The 22,119-nt window shown below is 70.8% G+C and carries 19 protein-coding genes and 1 pseudogene; 7 read left to right on the top strand and 13 right to left on the bottom strand.

Translation table 11 applies throughout. The annotated features are described in order from the left end of the window. Window positions 1–161 precede the first annotated feature (161 nt). Window positions 162–641: a MarR family winged helix-turn-helix transcriptional regulator gene (locus tag ACFU8Q_RS22090; protein WP_384456560.1), complete on the top strand. Its 480-nt coding sequence runs from the start codon at window positions 162–164 to the stop codon at window positions 639–641. Between the two features lie 190 nt (window positions 642–831). Then, window positions 832–2,424: an MFS transporter gene (locus tag ACFU8Q_RS22085; protein ID WP_384456557.1), complete on the top strand. Its 1,593-nt coding sequence runs from the start codon at window positions 832–834 to the stop codon at window positions 2,422–2,424. Between the two features lie 322 nt (window positions 2,425–2,746). Here ACFU8Q_RS22085 and ACFU8Q_RS22080 read toward each other — a convergent pair whose 3' ends face one another. Both ACFU8Q_RS22080 and ACFU8Q_RS22075 read right to left on the bottom strand, forming a co-directional pair. Next, on the bottom strand, window positions 2,747–2,896 hold the full coding sequence (locus ACFU8Q_RS22080; protein ID WP_384456554.1) for a hypothetical protein: 150 nt from the start codon (window positions 2,894–2,896) through the stop codon (window positions 2,747–2,749). Next, window positions 2,893–3,666 carry an IclR family transcriptional regulator gene (locus ACFU8Q_RS22075; RefSeq protein ID WP_384456551.1) on the bottom strand — a complete coding sequence of 258 codons (774 nt, stop codon included), beginning with the start codon at window positions 3,664–3,666 and terminating at the stop codon, window positions 2,893–2,895. The genes ACFU8Q_RS22080 and ACFU8Q_RS22075 overlap by 4 nt, the downstream gene beginning before the upstream one ends. A gap of 138 nt (window positions 3,667–3,804) precedes the next feature. Between ACFU8Q_RS22075 and ACFU8Q_RS22070 the strand changes: the two are divergent. Then, window positions 3,805–4,020: pseudogene (locus tag ACFU8Q_RS22070) on the top strand (hypothetical protein); the annotation flags it as partial. A gap of 481 nt (window positions 4,021–4,501) precedes the next feature. Here the strand turns inward: ACFU8Q_RS22070 and recX are convergent. The 4 genes from recX to ACFU8Q_RS22050 form a co-directional block, all read right to left on the bottom strand. Beyond that, window positions 4,502–5,224: a recombination regulator RecX gene (gene recX / locus ACFU8Q_RS22065; RefSeq protein ID WP_384456547.1), complete on the bottom strand. Its 723-nt coding sequence runs from the start codon at window positions 5,222–5,224 to the stop codon at window positions 4,502–4,504. A 3-nt stretch (window positions 5,225–5,227) separates the two neighbouring features. Further along, window positions 5,228–6,355, bottom strand: coding sequence for a recombinase RecA (recA, locus tag ACFU8Q_RS22060; protein WP_384456544.1), 1,128 nt, complete (start codon window positions 6,353–6,355; stop codon window positions 5,228–5,230). Window positions 6,356–6,689: 334 nt separating this feature from the next. Further along, a complete protein-coding gene (locus ACFU8Q_RS22055; RefSeq protein WP_384456563.1) occupies window positions 6,690–7,862 on the bottom strand; it encodes an AI-2E family transporter in 1,173 nt (390 codons plus the stop codon). 181 nt (window positions 7,863–8,043) lie between these two features. Then, window positions 8,044–8,238 (bottom strand): DUF3046 domain-containing protein, encoded by a 195-nt coding sequence (locus ACFU8Q_RS22050; RefSeq protein ID WP_266749082.1) that lies wholly within the window; start codon window positions 8,236–8,238, stop codon window positions 8,044–8,046. Between the two features lie 79 nt (window positions 8,239–8,317). Between ACFU8Q_RS22050 and ACFU8Q_RS22045 the strand changes: the two genes are divergently transcribed. Continuing rightward, entirely contained in the window at window positions 8,318–9,232 is a 915-nt protein-coding gene (locus ACFU8Q_RS22045) for a hypothetical protein (RefSeq protein ID WP_384456541.1), read from the top strand. Between the two features lie 209 nt (window positions 9,233–9,441). Here ACFU8Q_RS22045 and ACFU8Q_RS22040 read toward each other — a convergent pair whose 3' ends face one another. The 3 genes from ACFU8Q_RS22040 to ACFU8Q_RS22030 form a co-directional block, all read right to left on the bottom strand. Then, on the bottom strand, window positions 9,442–9,747 hold the full coding sequence (locus ACFU8Q_RS22040) for an AzlD domain-containing protein (protein WP_384456538.1): 306 nt from the start codon (window positions 9,745–9,747) through the stop codon (window positions 9,442–9,444). Then, complete coding sequence (locus ACFU8Q_RS22035; RefSeq protein WP_384456535.1) at window positions 9,744–10,526, bottom strand: AzlC family ABC transporter permease; 783 nt, start codon at window positions 10,524–10,526, stop codon at window positions 9,744–9,746. The genes ACFU8Q_RS22040 and ACFU8Q_RS22035 overlap by 4 nt, the downstream gene beginning before the upstream one ends. A gap of 112 nt (window positions 10,527–10,638) precedes the next feature. Continuing rightward, window positions 10,639–11,508, bottom strand: a complete 870-nt coding sequence (locus ACFU8Q_RS22030; RefSeq protein WP_384456532.1) for an AraC family transcriptional regulator — start codon at window positions 11,506–11,508, stop codon at window positions 10,639–10,641. Window positions 11,509–11,609: 101 nt separating this feature from the next. On the opposite strand from ACFU8Q_RS22030, the gene ACFU8Q_RS22025 reads away from it, so the two are divergent. The 3 genes from ACFU8Q_RS22025 (at window position 11,610) to ACFU8Q_RS22015 (ending at window position 17,989) form a co-directional block, all read left to right on the top strand. Next, window positions 11,610–16,292 (top strand): DEAD/DEAH box helicase, encoded by a 4,683-nt coding sequence (locus tag ACFU8Q_RS22025; RefSeq protein WP_384456529.1) that lies wholly within the window; start codon window positions 11,610–11,612, stop codon window positions 16,290–16,292. Between the two features lie 95 nt (window positions 16,293–16,387). Continuing rightward, window positions 16,388–17,188 (top strand): DNA-formamidopyrimidine glycosylase family protein, encoded by an 801-nt coding sequence (locus ACFU8Q_RS22020; RefSeq protein WP_384456526.1) that lies wholly within the window; start codon window positions 16,388–16,390, stop codon window positions 17,186–17,188. 36 nt (window positions 17,189–17,224) lie between these two features. Next, a complete protein-coding gene (locus tag ACFU8Q_RS22015; protein ID WP_384456523.1) occupies window positions 17,225–17,989 on the top strand; it encodes an SDR family NAD(P)-dependent oxidoreductase in 765 nt (254 codons plus the stop codon). Window positions 17,990–18,892: 903 nt separating this feature from the next. Here ACFU8Q_RS22015 and ACFU8Q_RS22010 read toward each other — a convergent pair. The 4 genes from ACFU8Q_RS22010 to rimO form a co-directional block, all read right to left on the bottom strand. Beyond that, window positions 18,893–19,276 carry a helix-turn-helix domain-containing protein gene (locus ACFU8Q_RS22010; RefSeq protein ID WP_018105285.1) on the bottom strand — a complete coding sequence of 128 codons (384 nt, stop codon included), beginning with the start codon at window positions 19,274–19,276 and terminating at the stop codon, window positions 18,893–18,895. Window positions 19,277–19,385: 109 nt separating this feature from the next. Beyond that, window positions 19,386–19,895: a CinA family protein gene (locus ACFU8Q_RS22005; RefSeq protein ID WP_384456520.1), complete on the bottom strand. Its 510-nt coding sequence runs from the start codon at window positions 19,893–19,895 to the stop codon at window positions 19,386–19,388. Further along, complete coding sequence (pgsA, locus tag ACFU8Q_RS22000) at window positions 19,892–20,563, bottom strand: CDP-diacylglycerol--glycerol-3-phosphate 3-phosphatidyltransferase (RefSeq protein ID WP_384456517.1); 672 nt, start codon at window positions 20,561–20,563, stop codon at window positions 19,892–19,894. Before pgsA ends, ACFU8Q_RS22005 begins: the two co-directional genes overlap by 4 nt. Beyond that, complete coding sequence (gene rimO, locus ACFU8Q_RS21995) at window positions 20,560–22,044, bottom strand: 30S ribosomal protein S12 methylthiotransferase RimO (protein ID WP_384456515.1); 1,485 nt, start codon at window positions 22,042–22,044, stop codon at window positions 20,560–20,562. The genes pgsA and rimO overlap by 4 nt, the downstream gene beginning before the upstream one ends. Window positions 22,045–22,119 lie beyond the last annotated feature (75 nt).

Raw genomic sequence — 22,119 nt, 5'->3', positions numbered from 1 at the left:
CGCCCCGGGGCCGACGCCCGCCGGGGCGGCGTCGGCCGCTGAGCACCACCCGCAACACCGGCCGGGAACTCCGGGGACCAGGAGCCCGTTCGGCGCCGCACAAGCACTGCCGCAGAAACATCCTTTGACATACCTATGTTTCCAGATCTACTATTCGGGCCATGTCCGATTCCCGCGCGTCCGCCCAGGACCTCGACCGTGTGGCCGCTGCGCTCACGGCGTGCCTGCCCGCGCTGAACCGGGCTCTCGACCGGCGGGTCGCCCAGGATTTCGCGCGGCCCAAGCCGCCCGAGGGGCAACTCGCGCTGCTGCGGTTCGTATCGCAGCAGGAGGGCGCCACCGTGCGCCAGGCCGCCGATGCCCTGCTGATGCGGCCGAACAACGTCAGCGCCCTCGTCTCCCAGCTCACCGAGCAGGGACTGCTGGAGCGCAGGCAGGACGCCGGGGACAAGCGGATCGCCCATCTGTATCCGACTTCAAGAGCACGGCGGGAGCTGGCCGAGGTCCGGCGCCTCGAGGGCGCCCACATGTCCCAGGCTCTCCAGTCCCTCACCGACGGTGAGATGGACGCACTCGGTTCGGCCCTCGGCGCGCTGACATCGCTCACGCGTCATCTGCGCCCCGTGCCCGCCGCCGAGTAACCCCGCGATCCCCTGCCAGGGGATGCGACCGACCGCGTGCACGGCTGTCTCCGTGCCTGTGGGGATCTCCCGTGCCCGGAGACAGACCCGCTCCGTCCGCCCCGGCGGGCCGGGCCTTGGGCGTTCCGCCCTGCCCTGTTTCCCGCAGAACTCCGGTTCCCACCGCACTCCCGACAGACAAGGCACCTCCATGCCGTCCACCACCATGGATCACTCACCCCTGCCCGCCGCCTCCCCATCGGAGGCGTCGCAGCCCCGCGGCAGGCGCTCCAACCCCTGGCTGACCCTCCTCGCGGTCGCCTTCGGCCTCTTCATGGTCCAGCTCGACGCGTCCGTCGTGGCGATCGCCAACCCGGAGATCGGCCGCGCGCTCAGGGCGTCCACCGCGGACCTGCAGTGGGTGACCAACGCCTATCTGCTCGCCCTGGCGGCCTCGCTGATTCTGGGTGGCAAGCTCGGCGACCGCTTCGGACGGCGTACGTACTACGTGGTCGGTGTCGTCGGGTTCACCCTGGCGTCGGTCGCCATCGGTCTGTCCGGCTCCGTCGAGGGTGTCATCGCCTTCCGCGCGGCACAGGGCTTCTTCGGAGGTCTGCTGATGCCCAACACGCTGGGACTGCTGCGTGCGGTGTTCCCGCCGCACAAGTTCGGTATGGCCGTGGGCATCTGGGCCATGGTCTCGGCGGTCTCGACGGCGCTCGGGCCGATCGTCGGGGGCCTGCTGATCGAGCACGTCAACTGGGAGTCCGTGTTCTACATCAACGCCCCCATCGGCGTGATCGCGGTGCTGGTCAGCGCCGCTGTGCTGCCGCAGAGCAAGAACTCGACCGGCCGGCACCGCTTCGACATCGCCGGCGTCGTCCTGCTGGCACTGGGTCTGCTCTGCGTGATCTTCGGCGTCGTCAAGGGCGAGACGTGGGGCTGGTCCTCGGCGGGCACCCTGGGGTCCGTCGTGGCGGGTGTGCTGATCCTGGTCGCCTTCGGCTGGTTCGAGACCCGTGTCGCGCACCCGTTGCTGCCCATGCGGCTGTTCCGCAGCCGAGCGCTGACCACCGGTACGGTCATCACCGCGCTCAACTTCTTCGTGATGCTCGGCCTGATCTTCTTCGTGATGCTCTACCTGCAGAACGTGCGGGGCTTCACCCCCGTCGAGGCCGGTGTGCGCACGCTGCCGCTCAGCCTCGCCTCCCTGGTGGCCTCTCCCCTCGGGGCGGCGCTGACCGCCCGTTTCGGGCCCCGGCTCTCCATGCCGCTGGGCATGATGCTCCAAGCCGCCGCCGCCTTCACCATGCTGACCTGGGACACCGGCTCCTCCTACGCCACGATGTGGCCACCGTTCGTCGCCCTCGGCCTCGGTGTCGGCATGGTGATGTCCGCCTCCTCCGCCGCCATCGTCGGCCAGGCCCCCGTCGAGGACGGCGGCGTGGCAGGCGGTATCCAGGCCACCGCCCTGCAGATCGGCGGTGCGCTGGGGACGTCCGTACTCGTCTCGCTGATCAGCAGTCGGGTCGGCTCGACGCTCACCGGGGAACTGACCGCGGCGGGCGTCCCGGCACGTGTGGCTGCCGGGATGGCGGAGGCCAAGGACGCGGTGGCGATGGGAGTCGCTCCGGTCTCGCCCGACATGTCTGACCGGCTCCGGGCGGCCGTCGTGGAAGGCAGCGGCCAAGCGTTCATGAACGGTGTGCACACGGCTGTCACCGTCACCGGTGTGCTCTGCCTGCTGGGCGCTGTCATCGCGGCGGCCGGCCTCCGGCGCGCCTCGGCGGCCCCGCAGCACTGAGCGCCGGCGGACGGTGCCGGCCCGTGCGGGCACCGTCCGTCCCCTGCCCGGTCGGCCACTTCGCGTGGGCCGGGACCACCGCACATGGTCTCGGCCCACGCGCGTGTTCACCAGGCGCCGTCAAGAGCCGTGCGAGCGCCGGGGCCTCCGGTGGGCGCGGATTCGGACAGGGCCTGGCGGCCACCCGTTCGCGCGATGGCGCGCAGGCCGTCGCGCGGAACGTCCAGCACGCGGAACGTTCAGCGCGCCGAGCGTGGTCGGTCCGCCATGGCCGTGGGCGAGCGGGCCGATGACGGTGACCGGGGCGTCGCCGGTGATCCACTCAAGGCGGGCGGCGGCCTTCGGGGCCGAGGAGGAGGTGCGAGGCGACCAGTTCCGTGGGGCCGGCGTGGAACACGATGCGCGGGCCGAGGGAGGCGATCTCGCCGCCGCGCAGGTAGATGCCGGGGCCGACGCGGCGGATGACCGTCACCCCACCGCCAGGTCGGCCTCCAGCGCACGCGCCGCGGCGTCGAGGACCGCGACCAGCGACCGGAGCCGGTGCGGGTCGTAGCGCACACCGGGCAGGGAAACCGACAGGCCCGCCTGCGGGGTGCCGTCCGCGCCGCGCACCGGGACTCCCACGGCGACCAGTCCGCGTTCGGAGCGCTCCTGGTTCACGGCGAACCCGCTGCGGCCCACGCGCGCGAGTTCGTCGCGGAGCGCCGCGAGGTCCGGGCGGTCCCCGGGGCGGTCGCGGTAGCGCTCGGGGGCGTACACCTCGTCCAGTTCGGACTCGGAGAGCCCGGCAAGGAGCAGCAGTCCGGCGGTCGTGCGGTGGGCGGGGAAGACCATGCCTTCCCGGGAGCCGACGCGCAGCGCCTGCGAGCACTCGACGCTGGCGATGAACCGGGCCGTGTCCCCCGTGCGGATGGTCAAGTTCGCCGTCTCATCCAGCAGATCGACCAGTCTGTGCAGGTGGGGCAGTGCGGCAGCCCGCAGCAGGGATACCTGTGACTGGGAGTGCGCGGCCAGTTCGAGTACCGGGCCCGCCCGGTAGACCCGGTGCTCGTCCTGCACGGCGAAGTCCCGGTAGACGAGCATGGCCAGCAGCCGGTGCGCGGTGGACCTGGCCACCCCCAGTCGCTCGGCGACCTGCGTGACGGTCTGGCCGCCTTCCATCTGCAGCATGGCCGCCGCCCTGAGGGCGTGATCGACGCTGGTGATCGCGTACGGCGGCGGTGTCTTGAGTGGCTTGTCCAAGGTGACTCCTATTCTGCCCTCCAGAATCTACATGTCTTCATGGAGGACACGACGCACCGCTGAGCGCTGTGACTCACTCCTCCATCGCCACAGACACCGCCCAAGGCTCTCCCCCGTCCGACTGAAGGCCGTTCCCTGCGGCGCAACGCGATCACGCGTGGCCGGGACACCTACGACTACGGGTTCACCGACTGGGTGTACGGCCCCACCGCGCTGACCCCGGACGAGGAACCAGCCATGTTCACGCCCTTTCCGCTGGCTTGCGCCCGGGCCGGAGGCGGCTCCCCCGGAGAGCGGGACTCCACGCCCCTCGCCGACCTCAGGGGACGTCCGGGCGTTCAGCCGAGCAGCTGATCCGATCGGCGGCGGCCATGGCACAGCGGGGCCGCAAATCGGTTGTACCGGCGCTCGTGCGACCGCTGTTCGCCCAACCGCGCGAAGGCATGGGCACCACCGGAAGCACGGATTCGGTTCACCCGTTCCTTCGACGACGGCACCGGCTTCGGCCACCGTTCCGCCAGCCCGCTGCCCCGAGCCCCCACCCGGGCACCCCGCATCCGTGCTCCCGCGTCCCCAGTGTGTGTCCGCTGTGCCGCGCGAACGCCGCCCCGCGTATCCGACGCCTCGCGTACCGGCCGCCAGGCGCAAACGCCTCTCCGCACCAGGCGCGAACGCCGCCCTGCGTAACCCGCCGCCTGTGTGTCCGCCGTGCCGCACAGCTTCCGTCCCGCACGAATGCCGCCCTGCGTACCCACCGCCCCCTATGTCCGATGCCCCGCACGAACGTCGTCCCTCGTATCCGCCGCCCCGCGCGAGCGTCCATCGGAACCGCCGGTCAGAAGGGCTCGTCCAGGCCTTCCGTGTCCTCGCCCTCCTCTTCCAGTGCCTGCCGCACCACGCGCAGGGCCATTCCCTCCCCGTACCCCTTGCGGGCCAGCATGCCGGCGAGCCGGCGCAGCCGCTTGTCGCGGTCCAGGCCGCGAGTGGACCGCAGCTTGCGCGCGACAAGCTCTCGGGCGGTCGTCTCCTCCTGATCGGGGTCGAGCTGCCCGACGGCCTCATCGATCACCGCGGAGTCCACCCCCTTGGTGCGCAGCTCCCGGACGAGTGCGCGGCGGGCCAGCCCTCGGCCGTGATGCCGGGACTCCACCCAGGCGTCCGCGAAAGCCGCGTCGTCGATCAACCCGACGTCCTCGAAGCGCGACAGCACCTCCTCGGCCGCCTCATCCGGGATCTCCCGCTTGCGCAGAGCATCCGCGAGCTGCTTTCGGGTGCGCGGGGTCCCGGTGAGCAGCCGCAGACAGATGTTGCGCGCCTGCTCGACCGGGTCTCGCGGCTCCCCCTTCTCGGCCCTCGACGAGGAGGGGGAGCCGCTGTTCCTGGAGCGGGCACGGCGACCCGCCCCCTCACCGAATCCGGCGCCCGAGCCGCCATGACCGGGACCGGCCTCCGGCTCGTACGCGCCCTCGGACCCGGCCGTGTGTCCGGCGGCGAATTCGGGACCGGGACCGGCGCCGTGATCACCAGCGCTGACCGGCCACTCCGTACGACGCGTCACGGTCTAGCTCTTGGCCGCCGCGGTCTTGGCCGGCTTGCTCTTGCCGGCCGGAGCGGGCACCGACTTCGCGCTGTCGGCCGGGGCCGTGGCGCCGCCCGCCGCATCCGCACCCGCCTCGGCGGCATCGGCATCCGGCCTGACTCCGACGCCCAGCTTCTCAAGGATCTTCTTCTCGATCTCATTGGCGAGATCGGGGTTGTCCTTGAGGAAGTTACGGGCGTTCTCCTTGCCCTGGCCGAGCTGGTCGCCCTCGTACGTGTACCAGGCGCCCGCCTTGCGGACGAAGCCGTGCTCCACGCCCATGTCGATCAGGCCGCCCTCGCGGCTGATGCCCTGGCCGTAGAGGATGTCGAACTCGGCCTGCTTGAAGGGCGGCGCGACCTTGTTCTTAACGACCTTGACGCGGGTCCGGTTTCCGACGGCGTCGGTACCGTCCTTCAGCGTCTCGATCCGGCGGATGTCGAGGCGCACCGAGGCGTAGAACTTGAGCGCCCGGCCACCGGTCGTGGTCTCCGGCGAGCCGAACATCACACCGATCTTCTCGCGGAGCTGGTTGATGAAGATCGCCGTGGTCTTGGACTGGTTGAGCGCGCTGGTGATCTTGCGGAGCGCCTGGCTCATCAGACGGGCCTGCAGACCCACGTGCGAGTCACCCATCTCGCCCTCGATCTCCGCGCGCGGCACGAGCGCCGCGACGGAGTCGATGACGATCAGGTCAAGGGCCCCGGAGCGGACCAGCATGTCCACGATTTCGAGGGCCTGCTCACCATTGTCCGGCTGGGACAGGATGAGGCTGTCGATGTCGACGCCGAGCTTCTTCGCGTACTCGGGATCGAGGGCGTGTTCCGCGTCGATGAAGGCCACCGAGCCGCCGAGCTTCTGCGCGTTCGCCACGGCGTGCAGCGTCAGCGTCGTCTTGCCGGAGGACTCCGGTCCGTAGACCTCCACCACACGGCCGCGCGGCAGGCCGCCGACACCGAGGGCCACGTCGAGGGCAGTCGACCCGGTGGGGATCACCTCAATGGGCTCGTTCGGCCGCTCACCGAGGCGCATCACCGCGCCCTTGCCGAATTGCCGTTCAATCTGTGCGAGTGCGGCGTCCAACGCCTTCTCGCGGTCAGTTCCTGCCATGGGTTCCACCCGATTTGCTTGAGTCGATCGCTTCACGTCAAAGACGCTAACCCCTGCCACTGACAATGGGCCTCGACGTCCTCCCGGCCTGTGGACAACTCCACGGTCGGGCCCGGGAAAACCCGGCCAGATTCCCATGAGAATGGATGTTCGATTTTGCTGTCAAGCACACCGCGCCGGGCCGGTCAGCCCTGAAGGATTCCGAACCGGCACGCCCCGGAGACCGGTACGCCCCGGAGACCTGAGAGGCGAACAGGGCCGTCCGCAGACCTGGGACCCGGGCGGTCGGCCGGCGTGACGGGCTGTCGCCGAGGCGACCCCATAGGTGATGCGGTCAGGTACGTTCCGGAGTCTCCGGCTCTGGAGTCCTGCCCTGTCCTCCGCGGGACTCGCTGCTTTCGGCGGTCCGCCAGGACCGGCGCAGCCGAGTGAGCGCCGTCTCACCACGCTGCTGGTGGCGGCCGTGCACCCGCGGGTCGTCCGTCACGTCGTACCGCTTCACGTAGGCACCGAGGAACGCCTGGAGCGTGGCGACGGCCGGGATCGCGATCAGCGCACCCACGGCCCCCATGAACGCCGTACCCGCGATGACCGATCCGAAGGCGACCGCCGGATGGATGTCGACGGTCTTGGAGGTGAGCTTGGGCTGCAGCGCATAGTTCTCGAACTGCTGGTAGACCACGACGAAGCCGAGCACCCACAGCGCGTACCAGGGGTCGACGGTGAACGCGATCAGCATCGGCAGGGCGCCCGCCAGGTATGTACCGATCGTGGGGATGAACTGGGAGACCAGGCCGACCCAGATGGCGAGCGCGGGCGCGTACGGCACACCGAGGATCACCAGCAGGACGTAGTGCGCGATCCCGGAGATGAGTGCCATCAGGGTGCGCGAGTAGAGGTAGCCACCGGTCTTGTCGACCGCGATCTCCCAGGCCCGCAGCACCTCGGCCTGCCTGGCGGGCGGCAGTACGGAGCACAGGGCCCGCCGCAGCCGGGGGCCGTCGGCGGCGAAGTAGAACGAGAACAGGAAGATCGTCAGAAGCCGGAACAGGCCGCCGAGCACAGTGGTGGAGATGGCGAGCACTCCGGTCGCACTGTTCTGCACGTACTTCTGCAGCCAGTCGGAGTGCAGCAAACTGTCCTGGACCTCGACCCGGGAGAGCTCGGTGTGGAAGTTCTGGTTGACCCAGTTGATCACCGAGTCCAGATACTTCGGGAACTCGTCGACCATGTCGACGATCTGGCCCGCGAGCATCGAGCCGAGCAGCGCGACGAAACCGGCCGCGGCTATCAGCACCACGAGGAAGACCAGGAAGGTGGCGAGGCCGCGGCGCATGCCGCGCGCCGACATCCGGCTCACCGCGGGCTCGATGGCGAGCGCCAGGAAGAACGCGATCAGCACATTGATCAGCAGCCCGATGAGCTGGTCGAACGCCCAGCTGCCGAGCCTGAAACAGGCATAGAGCGCCAGCGCGAGCACCATCGCGCGCGGCAGCCACGCCGGCATGCGGGCAGGCCCGGTGCCGGACTGCGCGGGCGACGGGGCGGCCGGGGTGGGCTGGGTGAGTGGCGTCCGGGTTTGAGCTGTCTCGTCTGTCGGTGGCACCGCTCCAGTCTCGCCTACGGCTGTGACAAGCAGCCGCCCGCCCCGGACAACAGCACAGGTCCGGCCGCTGACGAGCCGGGGGTCAACGCTTGTCGGCGGGGATGTCGACTGCCGTGCAGACTGCTCGCCAGACGTCCTTGGCATCCCAGCCGGTGGCCAGCGCCTGGTGCACCGTCTGCCCGCCGAGCTCGGCCATCACGTGATCGCGCGCAAAGGAATCCGCGTACCCCGCGCCGAAGTGGTCCGCCATCCGTTCCCAGAAAATCGTCAACCGCATGACCTCAGTATCCCGCTCCTGAGAGTGCAGCCGGGCCGCTACGTCCTGCCGAGAGCGCTTACCGCCCTACGGTCGGTCCATGGCTGGAACCGGAGCAAGTCCCCTCAACCGTGCCGAGCAGTTCATCTGGCTCACGGCCCGTGTCCTAGAACAGCGGCGGTTCGCGCATCACTTCCTGAAAGGAAGTGCGGACGCCGTGGAGACCGCACTCGCCGCCTATCTGAACGAGGACGGCGGATACGGGCATGCTCTAGAACCCGATCTGCGTGGCCCCGTCAGTCAGCCACTGCACACCGCCCACGCGCTCAATGTTCTCGACTCCATCGGCCGCTGCGACGGGCCGCGGGTGGAGCGGATCTGCCGCTTCCTGACCGAGGTGTCCACGAAGGAGGGAGCGCTGCCCGCTCTCCTCCCGTCACAGCGCGGCTATCCGGCCGCACCGTTCATCCCGATCGTCGACGACCCGCCCGCGGAGCTGTTGGCCACCGGGCCCGTCGTCGGGCTCCTGCACCGCAACGCGGTGTGGCATGCCTGGCTGTTCCGGGCGACCGACTTCTGCTGGGCGGCGGTCGACGCCCTGGACCGGTCGCATCCGTACGAGATCGAGGCGGCGCTCGCCTTCCTGGACGGCGCCCCCGACCGGGCCCGTGCGGAGGCGGCGGCCGACCGGCTCGGGCGGCTGGTGCGGGAGCAGCGGCTCGCCGTACTGGATCCGGAGCGGCGCGCGGAGTACCCGGTGGCTGCCGGATACGCACCGGGCGAGCAGCACTTCCCGTACGACTACGCCCGCACGCCCGATTCACTCGCCCGCAGCTGGTTCACCGACGAGGAGCTGGCCCGCTCGCTCGACCATCTCGCGGCCGAGCAGCAGGCGGACGGCGGTTGGCCGGTGAACTGGCGGCAGTGGGCGCCAGGCACGGCTCTGGAAGGGCGGCCCATCGTGACGCTCAAGGCGCTCCTGACACTGCGGGCCCATGGACGCAGCCTGGGCTGAGAGCGTGTGCCTTCTGTGCCCGTGTCCGTGTCGGAGTCCGTGCCCGTGTCGGTGACGTCGCGGTGTCGGTCCGCCGACTGCTGCGGACGTGCTGTCGGTCCCGGAGGCGGTGTCGCGCATGTGTAAGGGGCGCGGCCCTATAGACCGTGCCCCTTACCGACGTGCCTCAGACGCGCCTCAGATCTGCCTCGGACAGGCCTCAGCGGTGTCTAACCGAGGGCACGTACCCCTGCTGTGACGACCACGGCGGCCCCTACGACCACGAGGAAGGGCGCGCGCAGAACAAGTGCGAGCGCCGCCGCTGCCAGCCCCGCGCCCCTGGCGTCCAGCGCCAGGTGCTGCCCGTCACCGAACGTCTGCTGGGCGGTGAGAGCGGCCAGGAGCGCCACGGGCAGGAGTGCGGCGAGACGCTGCGCGAGCGGGCGTTCCAGCACACCGGTCGGCACCAGCAGGCCGAGCAGTTTGGCGAGGTAGCACCCGATGGCGGTCAGCCCGATCGCGATCCAGATGTTCATCGGTTCTCCTCCGTCGCGGCCGCGTCCCGACTCGTTTCCGCGTCCCGGTGCGTTCCCTTCTGGCGTCCGCTCAGAAACAGAACAGCGGGTGCGGCGAGGGCGGACAGCAGGACGGGGACGCCTGCGGGCAGTACGGGCAGCAGGCCGAGCGCGAGCAGGACCGCGATTCCAGCGGTGATGCGCTCCGTGGTGCTCTTCAGCATCGGCGCGAGCAGGGCGAGGAAGACCGCGGGCGACGCCGCGTCCAGCCCCCAGGCGTCGGTGTCGCCGAGCGCCTTGGCACCGAGGGCCCCCAGCAGCGTGGTCAGGTTCCACAGCACGTAGAGGGTGAGCCCGGTGACGGCGAAACCGATTCGCGCGGCCCGCCGGGTGGGCTGCGGCAGCGTCACGGCGGTGGTCTCGTCGATGACCCACTGGGCGGCGAAGGGACGGAGTGCGCGCGGAAGCGCGAGGAGCTGCGAGAGCCGCAGGCCGTAGAACGAGTTGCGTACGCCGAGGAAGAAGGCCCCGGCAGCCGCTGTGTACGGATTGCCGCCCGCCGCGAGAGCGCCCACGAGGGCGAACTGCGAGGCGCCGGTGAAGACGGCGAGGCTGAGCACGCAAGTCTGCAACAGGCTCAGTCCGGAGCCGGCCGAGGTCACGCCGAAAGCGAAGCCGGAAAGCCCGACGGCTATACCGACACCGAGCGCGTCGCGCACGACGGCCGCGTCCGACTTCACCGTGGCGGCCCCCGGCTTCGCCGCGGCCTCGTCCGACGTCGCCCCGGTAGCCTCCGACATTGCTTCTGCCGCTTCCTGCCCCACCGCGCGGACGGTCGCACTGCCGTCGGGTGCGCCGGCCGCTGCGCCGACGCCCTCTGGGAATGTTGTCTGTTCTGCCACGACCGGAACGCTACGTGGGCAGATCCCGACCGGTCTTGTACGTTCTTGCACGTTCGCGCTGGTACGCGCCCGGCGGCACCCCCACGATCCGGGTGAAGTGGCGATTGAGATGCGGCTGATCGGTGAAGCCGACCTCGGCGGCCGCCTCCGCGGGCGCCGTTCCCGCGTCGAGCATCCGACGCGCGGCCCGCACCCGGGCATCGGTGAGCCAAGCGTGCGGCGGCATCCCGTACTGCTTCTTGAAGGCCCTCAGCAGCGCGAACGGGCTGGTGCCGAGCTCCGCGGCCAAGGCCTCCAGCGTGGGCGGCCGCGCCAGGCGGCCCTCCAGTACCGCGCGGGCCCGCGCCGCATCCCGTGCACCCGCCGAGCGGGGCTCGCGGAGGGTCAGCACACTGCCGTGCCTGCTGAGCAGCCGCACGACCATGACCCGCAGGACGGTGTCGGCGGCAAGTGCGTTGCCCTCCTCGGCGGCCCGGTGGACCTCGCCGATCAGCCGGGCCGCGTACGGGTCCACGACGCTGATCTCGGTGAAGCCGACCGTGCCACGCAAACTCGTCGTATCCGCCGCGATGTCGTTGATCACCCGAGCGGACGGGTACAGCGTGGCGTACACCCAGCCCTCGGGAACCCCCGCGCGGGCGGTGTGCGGCACCTCCGGATTGATCATGACGACGTCGCCGGGGCCCGCATGCACGGTGCCTCCCGGCAGCCCGACGTCCTCCACCCCGCGGGTGATGGTGCCGAAGACATAACCCTCGTGGCTGTGGCGCGGAAAGGTGTGGCGCACGTACCGGGCACGCAGCAGATCGAGGTCGGGCAGCTCCGCGTACTGCCAGTGCCTCGCCCACTCCCCCGATCCCGACTCCGGTATGGCCACCATGGCCGAATTCTCGCAGCTCCGAAACGTGGCCGGCGCCGGTCTTCGCGGGCCGCCACCGGTCGTCACGGCCGTTGTCAGTGGCGGGGTGCACGATGGGGGACATGGCCGGCTCTGCGCTCGACTCGTTCTCCCCTGCGACCCGCAGCTGGTTCGCGGGTGCCTTCAGCGCGCCCACGGCCGCGCAGGAAGGCGCCTGGCGCGCCATCGGCGAGGGTTCGGATGTGCTGGTCGTCGCGCCGACCGGCTCCGGCAAGACCCTGGCCGCGTTCCTCGCCGCGCTGGACGGGCTGGCGTCCGTCCCGCCGCCCGCCGAGGCGAAGAAGCGCTGCCGCGTGCTCTACGTCTCGCCCCTCAAGGCCCTCGCGGTCGACGTCGAGCGCAACCTCCGCTCACCACTGACCGGCATCCGCCAGGAGTCGGTGCGTCTGGGACTGCGCGAGCCCGAGGTCCGCGTGGGAATCCGCTCCGGCGACACCCCGCCCGCCGAGCGCCGCTCGATGGCGACCCGGCCGCCGGACATCCTGATCACCACGCCCGAATCGCTGTTCCTGATGCTGACCTCATCGGCGAGGGAGGCACTGTCCGGCATCGAGACGGTGATTCTCGACGAAGTGCATGCCGTGGCGGGTACGAAGCGCGGCGCCCACCTCGCCGTATCGCTGGAGCGTCTCGACGAACTGCTGCCCCGGCCCGCACGACGGATCGGCCTGTCGGCGACGGTCCGGCCGGTCGACGAGGTGGCGCGCTTCCTCTCGCCACAGCGGAAGGTGGAGATCGTCCAGCCGCCGTCCACCAAGCAGTTCGACCTGTCGGTGGTCGTGCCGGTCGAGGATCTGGGCGAGCTCGGCGGCTCCCCCGCCACCGACCCCGACCAGGCAGGCCAGGCGGACAAGCCGTCGATCTGGCCCCATGTCGAGGAACGCATCGTCGATCTCATCCAGGAGCACCGCTCCACCATCGTCTTCGCGAACTCCCGCCGCCTCGCGGAGCGGCTGTGCAACCGGCTCAACGAGATCGCGTACGAGCGGGCCACGGGCACCATGCTCGACGAGCACACCTCCGACCCGTCGCTGCCGGAGGCACACTCGCCGGCCGAGATCATGGCCCAGTCGGGCGCGGCGAAGGGCGCCCCCGCGCTGCTCGCCCGCGCCCACCACGGTTCGGTCTCCAAGGAGCAGCGCGCCCAGGTCGAGGAGGATCTCAAGGCGGGGCGGCTGCCCGCCGTGGTCGCCACCTCCAGCCTGGAGCTGGGCATCGACATGGGGGCGGTCGACCTGGTGATCCAGGTCGAGTCGCCGCCGTCGGTAGCCTCCGGGCTGCAACGGGTCGGCCGGGCCGGGCACCAGGTGGGTGCGGTCTCCACCGGAGTGGTCTTCCCGAAGTACCGGGGCGATCTGGTCCAAGCGGCCGTGGTCACCGAGCGGATGCGCGAGGGCTCCATCGAGGCGCTCCGGATCCCGTCCAACCCTCTCGATGTGCTGGCCCAGCAGCTCGTCGCCATGGTCGCCCTGGACAGCTGGCAGGTGGACGATCTGCTGGCCGTGACCCGCCGCGCCGCCCCCTTCGCCTCCCTGCCCGAATCGGCGTTCACCGCCGTGCTCGACATGCTCGCCGGCCGCTATCCCTCCGACGCCTTCGCCGAGCTGCGCCCGCGTGTGGTCTGGGACCGCGTGGCCGGTACGGTCACGGGCCGCCCCGGCGCCCAGCGGCTCGCCGTCACCTCCGGGGGCACCATCCCCGACCGTGGACTCTTCGGGGTCTTCCTCGCGGGCGCCGACCCCAAGAAGGGCGGCGGTCGGGTCGGCGAACTGGACGAGGAGATGGTGTACGAGTCCCGGGTCGGCGACGTCTTCACGCTGGGCACCACTTCCTGGCGGATCGAGGACATCACCCGCGACCGTGTCCTGGTGTCGCCCGCGCCCGGGGTTCCCGGCCGGCTGCCGTTCTGGAAGGGCGACCAACTCGGCCGTCCACTGGAGCTGGGGCGTGCGCTGGGTGCGTTTCTCCGTGAGATCGGCGGGCTGTCACCGGAGGACGCCCGACAGCGTCTCCTCGCCGCGGGGCTCGACACCTGGGCCGCCGACAACACACTGTCGTACATCGACGAACAGCGCCGCGCCTGCGGTCACGTGCCGGACGACCGGACCATCCTCGTCGAGCGTTTCCGTGACGAACTGGGTGACTGGCGCGTCGTCGTCCACTCCCCGTTCGGCGCGCAGGTGCACGCCCCGTGGGCGCTGGCACTGAACGCCCGCCTCGCCGAGCGGTACGGCATGGACGCCCAGGTGATGCATGCCGACGACGGCATAGTGCTGCGGCTGCCCGATGCCGATCTGATGGGCCTGGACCTCCTGGACTTCGATCCGGTGCAGGACCCCGCCCAGGATCCGACACCGCTGCCGGGCCCCTCGTACGACAGCGAACAACCACCCGTCGGCGCCGCGGACGTGACGTTCGACCAGGGCGAGATCAGTCAGATCGTCACCGACCAGGTGGGCGGTTCGGCCCTGTTCGCCTCCCGGTTCCGCGAGTGCGCGGCCCGCGCCCTGCTGCTGCCCCGGCGCAGTCCCGGAAAACGCACCCCGCTCTGGCAGCAGCGTCAGCGCGCCGCTCAACTGCTCCAGTTAGCCTCCGAGTTCGGCTCGTTCCCGATCGTCCTGGAAGCGGTCCGCGAGTGCCTCCAGGATGTCTTCGACGTCCCCGGGCTGACGGAACTCATGGGCGACCTCGAAGCACGCCGCGTCCGGCTGGTCGAGGTGACCACGCCGGAACCTTCGCCCTTCGCCCGCTCCCTCCTGTTCGGCTACGTCGCCCAGTTCCTGTACGAGGGGGACTCGCCCCTCGCTGAGCGGCGGGCCGCCGCCCTCTCCCTCGACTCCCACCTGCTGGCCGAGCTCCTCGGCCAGGCAGAACTGCGCGAGCTGCTCGACGCCGACGTCCTGACCGAGCTGGAACAGGAACTCCAGTGGCTGACCGAGGACCGCCGGATCAAGGACGTCGAAGGGGTCGCGGATCTCCTCCGGGTTCTCGGACCGCTCACCGACCGGGAGTTGGCCGCGCGTGGCGCCCGGCCGCCGTGGGCTCCGGAGCTGTCCGCCACCCGCCGCGCCATCCGGGTCCGGATCGGCGGAGCGGACCACTGGGCCGCGATCGAGGACGCGGGACGGCTGCGCGACGCGCTGGGCACCGCCCTCCCGGTCGGCGTCCCCGAGGCGTTCACCGAACCGGTGAAGGACCCCCTCGGCGACCTCCTCGCGCGATACGCCCGTACGCACGGCCCGTTCACCTCCACCGAGGCCGCCAGCCGTTTCGGCCTAGGCACCGCTGTCACGGACGGGGCACTGCAACGGCTCGCCGCGACCGGCCGGCTCGTCCAGGGCGAGTTCCACCCCGCCGGCATCGGCCAGGAGTGGTGCGACGCCACCGTGCTGCGCCGACTGCGCCGCCGTTCCCTCGCGGCGCTACGCCATGAGCTGGAGCCGGTACCGCCCGCTGCCCTCGCCGGTTTTCTTCCCCAGTGGCAGCACATGGGCAACCACAGCCTGCGCGGAATCGACGGACTGGCCCGCGCCATCGAGCAGTTGCAGGGTGCGCCCGTCCCGGCGTCGGCCCTGGAGAAACTGATCCTGCCCGGCCGGGTCACAGGCTACACACCCGCATTGCTGGACGAGCTGACGACCACCGGCGAGGTCGTCTGGGCCGGCGCGGGTGCTCTGCCCGGCAAGGACGGCTGGCTGTCCCTCTACCTCGCCGACAGCGCGCCCCTGCTCCTCCCGCCCCCGCACCCGCTCGAACTCAGCGCGTTGCACGAATCCGTCCTGACGACGCTGAGCGGCGGGTACGGACTGTTCTTCCGGCAGATCGCCGACCAGGTCCGTGCCACCACACACCCTGACTGCACCGATCCGCAACTGGCCGATGCCGTCTGGGACCTGGCCTGGTCGGGCCGGCTCACCAATGACACGCTCGCCCCGCTGCGTTCGCTCCTCGGATCCGGGCGCACGGCAGGGTCGACCGCCCACCGCGCCAAGCGGAGCATTCCGCGCGGGCGTTACGGCTCGCTCACCGCCGCCGCCCGGCCCGCGTCCCGCACCGGCCCGTCGACCGTCTCGGGCCGCTGGTCCCTGCTGCCCGCCACCGAACCCGACCCCACGCACCGCGCACACGCCCTGGCGCGCACGCTCCTCGACCGCCACGGGGTGGTGACCCGCGGCGCGGTTCAGGCCGAGGGCGTCGAGGGCGGCTTCTCCGCCACCTACCGCGTCCTCTCCGCCTTCGAGGACAACGGACAGGCCCGGCGCGGCTACGTGGTCGAGGGCCTGGGAGCGGCGCAGTTCGCGATGGACGGCGCGGTCGACCGGCTGCGTGCCACGTCCACCGCCCGCGACCGTACGGAACCGGGCGCCGCACCCCATGCTCTGGTCCTCGCGGCTGCGGACCCGGCCAACGCCTATGGCGCGGCGCTCCCCTGGCCCGAACCGCCGGACGGCGCCGGGCACAAGCCCGGCCGCAAGGCGGGCGCCCTGGTGGTGCTGGTCGACGGCGAGCTGGCGATGTACATGGAGCGCGGCGGCAAGACGCTACTGGCCTGGCCCACAGATCCGGAAGACCCGGCGCTCCTCGCGGCGGCCGGAGCCCTGGCGACAGCCGCCCGCGCGGGAGCACTCGGTACGGTCACGGTGGAGCGCACCAACGGCGCCTCGTCCCTGACCTCCCCGCTCGGCCGCACGCTGGAAGCGGCCGGCTTCCTGGCCACCCCGAGGGGACTCCGCCTACGCGCCTGAACCACCAGCGCGCCCTGCCCCCGTACGCCACACCCACCACACCACGCCGCACCCACCACACCCACACTCCCCACCCGACCCCGCATCATGGAGGCATGCCCGAAGGAGACACCGTCCTGCAGACCGCCAATCGTCTGCACAGCGCACTCGCGGGCCGGATCCTCACCCGCTCCGATCTGCGCGTCCCCCGGTTCGCCACCGCCGACCTCACCGGCCGGACGGTTCTGGACGTCATCTCGCGCGGCAAGCACCTCCTCACTCGTATCGAGGGCGGCCTGACCCTCCACAGCCACCTGCAGATGGACGGCGCCTGGCGCGTCTACGCCCCGGGGGAGCGCTGGCGCGGCGGCCCCGCACACCAGATCCGCGCCGTCCTCGCCAACGCGGAGCACACGGCCGTCGGCTATCGGCTCCCCGTCCTCGAACTCCTCCGCACCCGGGACGAGGAGCAGGCGGTCGGCCATCTCGGCCCCGACCTGCTGGGCCCCGACTGGAACGCCGACACCGCTCTGCACAATCTGCTCAGCGACCCCGCCCGCCCTCTCGGCGAAGCCCTCCTGGACCAGCGCAATCTGGCCGGAATCGGCAACGTCTACAAGGCCGAGCTCTGCTTCCTCGCCCGTGCCACCCCCTGGCTCCCCGTCGGCGACCTGGCCTCCCCCACCGCCGCGCGCCTCGTCACCACGGCCAAGCTGCTCCTCGAAGCCAACCGCGACCGCCCGATGCGCACGACCACCGGCGCCGCGCCCCGCAGATACGGCCCGAGCGAACGGCTCTGGGTCTACGGCCGGACCAACCGCCCCTGCCTGCGCTGCGGTACGCCCATCCGCACAGCGGACCAGGGCGCCCGCCCGGCCTACTGGTGTCCGCGCTGCCAATCGGGCCCCACAAGCTAGTTGACGGATCGTCAGATCCGATCGTACCGTCCGGTCATGTCCCTCACCGCGTACGACCTCACGGGCCGCTCCGCGTTCATCACCGGCACCGCGGGCGGCATCGGCCGCGCGAGCGCCGTCCTGCTCGCGGCGGCGGGTGCGACCGTTCACTGCGCGGACCGCGACGAGAAGGGTCTGTTGGAGACCCGGGACCTGATAGCCGACGCGGGTGGCACATCCCACGTCCACACCCTCGATGTCACCGACCGCGGTCAGGTCAGGGCCGCGGTGGCCGCCGCGGGCGACCTCGACATCCTGGCCGCCATCGCCGGAATCATGCATACGAGCAGCGTCCTGGAGACCACGGACGACGATCTCGATCGCGTGCTCTCCGTCAATTTCAAGGGCGTCTTGTACGCCTGCCAGGAAGTGGCCCGCACCATGATCGTGCGCGGCGCGCCCGGCTCGCTGATCACCATGGCCTCGGGAGCGGTCGACGCCGCGAGCCCAGGGCTGCTCTGCTACAGCACGGCCAAAGCAGCGGTCGTCCAGCTGACGAAGACCCTCGCGGCTGAGTTGGGACCTCGTTCCATCCGCGTCAACGCCATCGCCCCGGGCTGGATCCGTACGCCCATGACCGCCCGCCACGACGCGGACCGGCAACACCGGGCAGAGGCCACGATGGCGCGGATGTCCCCGCTCGGCCGGGTCGGCGAGTCCGAGGACGTCGCCCACACCGTGCTCCATCTCGCTTCCGACGCCTCGGCCTTCATGACCGGCCAGATCCTCCGCCCGAACGGCGGCGTATCCATGCCCTGGTAGTACGCCGGACCCGGCCCACATACGGCACCAGGACGGCTGACCACCGGCTCGCGCACAGCATCCCGAGTGCGAACCGCCGCCCCAGCCACGGTATCCCGACACCGGACCACCAACCCGCACACCGCGATCCCGGAGCGGACCACCGTCCCGCACACCGCAGCGCCAGAGTCGACCACCGTCCCGTACCCGCATCCCGACCCGCCCCGCTCGCCCCCGTCTGCCCAGCAGCCGCGGCAACATGCACGGGCAGGAGACTCAGCCCCCATCCACCCGCCGCCACCGCACCCTCGACAAGCCCCGCATGGTCCGGTTCCAGCACGAGCCGCAGCACGGCCCACCACCACACCCCGCCGAGAACAAGCGCCGGCACCCATCGCCGTACCATGGCTGCCTCCTCCGGCCGAACCTAGTCCGGCGTGCTCGCCTGGCGGGAGGGCGCACCGGTGCACCACCGGCGCGCAATGCGCAGCCGCAGACCGTTGTGCGCTCTCCACCCGGCAGATCCGGGCTTGCTCCGGATCACGGCTCCACCTGCGCCGGGGGCGCTCAGGCGCCCCGGTACAGGCCAGTGCGGCCCGCATCAGGCCGTTCGAGAGACTTCAGGTGAGTCACGACAGACTGTTGTCGGACCACCTCGGACCGTACGAGGCCACTGGGAGTGCGAGGCCATCTGGGACCGTGCGAGGCCGCCTCGTACCGGGACCGCCCGGAACGGTGTCGGTCCACCCGTGGTTCTCCTGACCTCCTGATCCAGGCCTCTTGTTCGCAGTCTCGCCCAGACACTCCCGGGCCGCATCCAGAACAGGCAGCGCCCCCTCCCGAGCGTGCCCCGGGGCACGCAAAAACCCCGGCCACCCGCTGAGGGGCTGACCGGGGCTTCCGCTTCACACCGGACCACAAGGGTCAGGCGGCGACCACATCCACCGCTTCCGCGGGCGCCTTGATGGTCACCCGTCCCGTCGGCACACCTGCCACCGACGTCACGGAGACGGAGTTGAGCATGGGGCGTACCGGCACTGGAACCGGATCGCTGGCTGCTGCCGACTCGGCCAGTTCGGCCAGCGACAGCTCATCGCTCACTTCACGCATGAGCTCGGACATCCGTACGTCAAGCGCGTCGCAAATAGCGGAGAGCAGTTCGGAGGATGCCTCCTTCTGCCCCCGCTCCACCTCGGAGAGATAGCCGAGCGAGACTCGGGCGGACGAGGAGACTTCGCGCAGAGTACGGCCTTGGCGCTGGCGCTGCCGACGCAGCACGTCACCAAGCAGGCGACGGAGCAGAATCATCGGTGGCTCCCTCCTCGGACCGCGTAGCCGCATCCTTCACGCCCCACCGTACCGCCTTGCGCCGCGGCCGTGCGGGGAGCGATGTCGTGTTCTCTCAGGGCTGCAAACATCAATTCCCCCCGTTCTGTTCCGTATCCTGTGCCCTTGCATTCTTGCCGAGTTCGACAGAGAGCAGTGCGAGTACGCTCCGTACACTCTCACTACGGATGTCCGCGCGCCCGCCGTTCAACCGCAACGCGGTCACATTCTCCGCACCGTCCGGCCCGGCCACCGCAACATAGACCGTGCCCACGGGCTTGCCGTCCTGCGGCTCGGGGCCGGCGACCCCTGTGGTCGCCATTCCCCAGTCTGCCCCGAGAACGCGGCGCACACCTGTCGCCATCTGTCGCGCCACGTCCGGATCGACCGCACCGCGCGCCGCCAGCAGGGCGCCGTCCACACCCAGCAATTCGCGCTTCAAGGACGTTGCGTACGCCGTCACGGACCCGCGGAAGGAGTGCGAAGCGCCTGGTACGGACGTCAGCTCCGCCGCGACCAGACCGCCGGTCAGCGACTCGGCAACGGCAAGAGTCTCACCGCGCTCCACGAGCAGCTCCAGCACCCGGGCCGCGGCGGTCACCGCTCGACCTCCGCAGCAGCGGCCCTCTCGGCCGCGAGCCCCCTGCGCCGCAGTACGACTGCCTGGCGCACATAGTCGAGCCCGGTGACGACCGTCAGCACGACAGCCACCGCCATCACCCAGAAGCGCAGGGTGGCGAGTGGACCGGTCAGCGCCAGGACGTACATCCCGACGGCCGTTCCCTGCGCCAGAGTCTTCATCTTCCCGCCGCGACTGGCCGGAATCACCGCATGCCGTATCACCCAGAACCGCATCAGCGTGATGCCGATCTCGCGGAAGAGGATCACGCCCGTGACCCACCAGGGAAGATCACCGAGATACGACAGGCAGACCAGCGCCGCACCCATGATCGCCTTGTCCGCGATGGGGTCGGCGATCTTCCCGAAGTCGGTGACCAGGTTGTACGTGCGTGCGAGATGACCGTCGAACAGGTCGGTGATCATGGCAATGGCGAACGCCGCCCAGGCGAATGACCGCCAGGCCGGGTCGTAGCCGCCGTTGTGCAGCAGCAACAGCACGAAGCCGGGCACCAGCACCAGTCGCAGCATGGTGAGCAGATTGGCGATGTTCCACAGACTGGCCTGGTTGACGGCCGCAGTGCCCAGCTTGCCGCCGCGGACCGGCTTCGCGCCGGAGCCACCTGCCGCGGATGCCGGGACTCCCGTCATCTGGCCGCCTCCACGAGTTCGGAACACTCGGCCACCAGGTCCACCCCTTCGGTGCCCACCACCTTTGCCTCGACCATACGGCCGGGCACGAGGCCCTCGCGTGCGGTGAACAGCACCTGGCCGTCCGTTTCGGGGGCCTGGTGCGCCGCGCGCCCCACCGCCCGCGGCTCGTCGTCGGTGGAGTCGACGGACTCGACCAGCACCTGAAGGGTCTCCCCGAGGCGCTCCTCCGCACGCTGCGAGGTCAGCTCCTCGGCCAGCTGGGAGATGTGCGCCAGCCGTTCCGCGATGACGTCGGCGTCCAGCTTGTTCTCGTAGCCGACCGCCTCGGTGCCCTCCTCGTCGGAGTAGCCGAAGACGCCGATCGCGTCGAGCCGGGCACCGGTGAGGAAGCGTTCCAGCTCCGCCAGGTCGGCCTCGGTCTCGCCGGGGAAGCCCACGATGAAGTTGGAGCGGGCTCCGGCCTGCGGCGCCTTGCCCCGGATGGTGTCCAGCAGCTCCAGGAAGCGGTCGGTGTCCCCGAAGCGGCGCATCGCCCGCAGCACACCGGGGGCCGAGTGCTGGAAGGACAGGTCGAAGTACGGCGCGACCTTCGGGGTCGAGGTCAGTACATCGATGAGGCCCGGCCGCATCTCCGCGGGCTGCAGATAGCTGACTCGGATTCGCTCGATCCCCTCGACGTCGGCGAGCTCGGGCAGCAGCGTCTCCAGCAGCCTGATGTCGCCGAGGTCCTTGCCGTACGAGGTGTTGTTCTCGGAGACCAGCATGACTTCCTTCACGCCCTGCTCGGCCAGCCAGCGGGTCTCCCCCAGCACGTCCGAGGGCCGCCGCGAGATGAAGGAGCCGCGGAAGGACGGGATGGCGCAGAAGGAGCAGCGGCGGTCGCAGCCGGAGGCGAGCTTCACCGAGGCGACGGGACTGGTGCCCAGCCGCCGTCGCAGGGGGGCCCGCGGCCCGGAGACCGGAGCGACTCCCTCGGGAAGGTCCTCGGGTGCGGCGGCGGGCGCGGCCTCCTGTGCGTGTCCCGGCAGCGCCACGGCGGCGTCCTGCCGCTCGGCCGGGCTGATCGGCAGCAGCTTTCGGCGGTCGCGCGGGGTGTGCGAGGCGTGGATGCCGCCGTTGAGGATGGTCTGGAGGCGGTCGGAGATGTCGGCGTAGTCGTCGAATCCGAGGACGCCGTCCGCCTCGGGCAGGGCCTCGGCGAGGTCCTTGCCGTAGCGCTCGGCCATGCAGCCGACGGCGACCACGGCCTGTGTTCTGCCGTGGTCCTTCAGATCATTGGCTTCGAGCAGGGCGTCGACGGAGTCCTTCTTGGCGGCCTCGACGAATCCACAGGTGTTGACGACGGCGACATCCGCGTCGGAGGCGTCCTCGACGAGCTCCCAGCCGTCCGCTGCCAAGCGGCCTGCGAGCTCCTCCGAGTCCACCTCGTTACGGGCGCAGCCAAGAGTGACAAGGGCGACGGTACGGCGTTCGGGCATGGGCTCAAGACTACTTTGTCCCGGCACCCGCCCTGGCGTGCAGGGTTCCACCGTTACACCGAGTAACAAAGGCGG

The organism is Streptomyces sp. NPDC057543 (genome assembly GCF_042801895.1).
Classification (GTDB): Bacteria; Actinomycetota; Actinomycetes; order Streptomycetales; family Streptomycetaceae; genus Streptomyces.
Note: the sequence above shows the minus strand (reverse complement) of the source record. Positions and strands in the feature narration are given on the sequence as shown.

Coding starts and splice junctions, on each gene's coding strand:
- ACFU8Q_RS22040 (WP_384456538.1), bottom strand. CDS start 9,747: ATGAACATCTGGATCGCGATCGGGCTGACCGCCATCGGGTGCTACCTC.
- ACFU8Q_RS22030 (WP_384456532.1), bottom strand. CDS start 11,508: ATGGTGGCCATACCGGAGTCGGGATCGGGGGAGTGGGCGAGGCACTGG.
- ACFU8Q_RS22010 (WP_018105285.1), bottom strand. CDS start 19,276: ATGATTCTGCTCCGTCGCCTGCTTGGTGACGTGCTGCGTCGGCAGCGC.
- ACFU8Q_RS22020 (WP_384456526.1), top strand. CDS start 16,388: ATGCCCGAAGGAGACACCGTCCTGCAGACCGCCAATCGTCTGCACAGC.
- pgsA (WP_384456517.1), bottom strand. CDS start 20,563: ATGACGGGAGTCCCGGCATCCGCGGCAGGTGGCTCCGGCGCGAAGCCG.
- ACFU8Q_RS22085 (WP_384456557.1), top strand. CDS start 832: ATGCCGTCCACCACCATGGATCACTCACCCCTGCCCGCCGCCTCCCCA.
- ACFU8Q_RS22055 (WP_384456563.1), bottom strand. CDS start 7,862: ATGCCGGCGTGGCTGCCGCGCGCGATGGTGCTCGCGCTGGCGCTCTAT.
- ACFU8Q_RS22015 (WP_384456523.1), top strand. CDS start 17,225: ATGTCCCTCACCGCGTACGACCTCACGGGCCGCTCCGCGTTCATCACC.
- ACFU8Q_RS22050 (WP_266749082.1), bottom strand. CDS start 8,238: ATGCGGTTGACGATTTTCTGGGAACGGATGGCGGACCACTTCGGCGCG.
- rimO (WP_384456515.1), bottom strand. CDS start 22,044: ATGCCCGAACGCCGTACCGTCGCCCTTGTCACTCTTGGCTGCGCCCGT.
- recA (WP_384456544.1), bottom strand. CDS start 6,355: ATGGCAGGAACTGACCGCGAGAAGGCGTTGGACGCCGCACTCGCACAG.
- ACFU8Q_RS22035 (WP_384456535.1), bottom strand. CDS start 10,526: ATGTCGGAGGCTACCGGGGCGACGTCGGACGAGGCCGCGGCGAAGCCG.
- ACFU8Q_RS22045 (WP_384456541.1), top strand. CDS start 8,318: ATGGCTGGAACCGGAGCAAGTCCCCTCAACCGTGCCGAGCAGTTCATC.
- ACFU8Q_RS22090 (WP_384456560.1), top strand. CDS start 162: ATGTCCGATTCCCGCGCGTCCGCCCAGGACCTCGACCGTGTGGCCGCT.
- ACFU8Q_RS22025 (WP_384456529.1), top strand. CDS start 11,610: ATGGCCGGCTCTGCGCTCGACTCGTTCTCCCCTGCGACCCGCAGCTGG.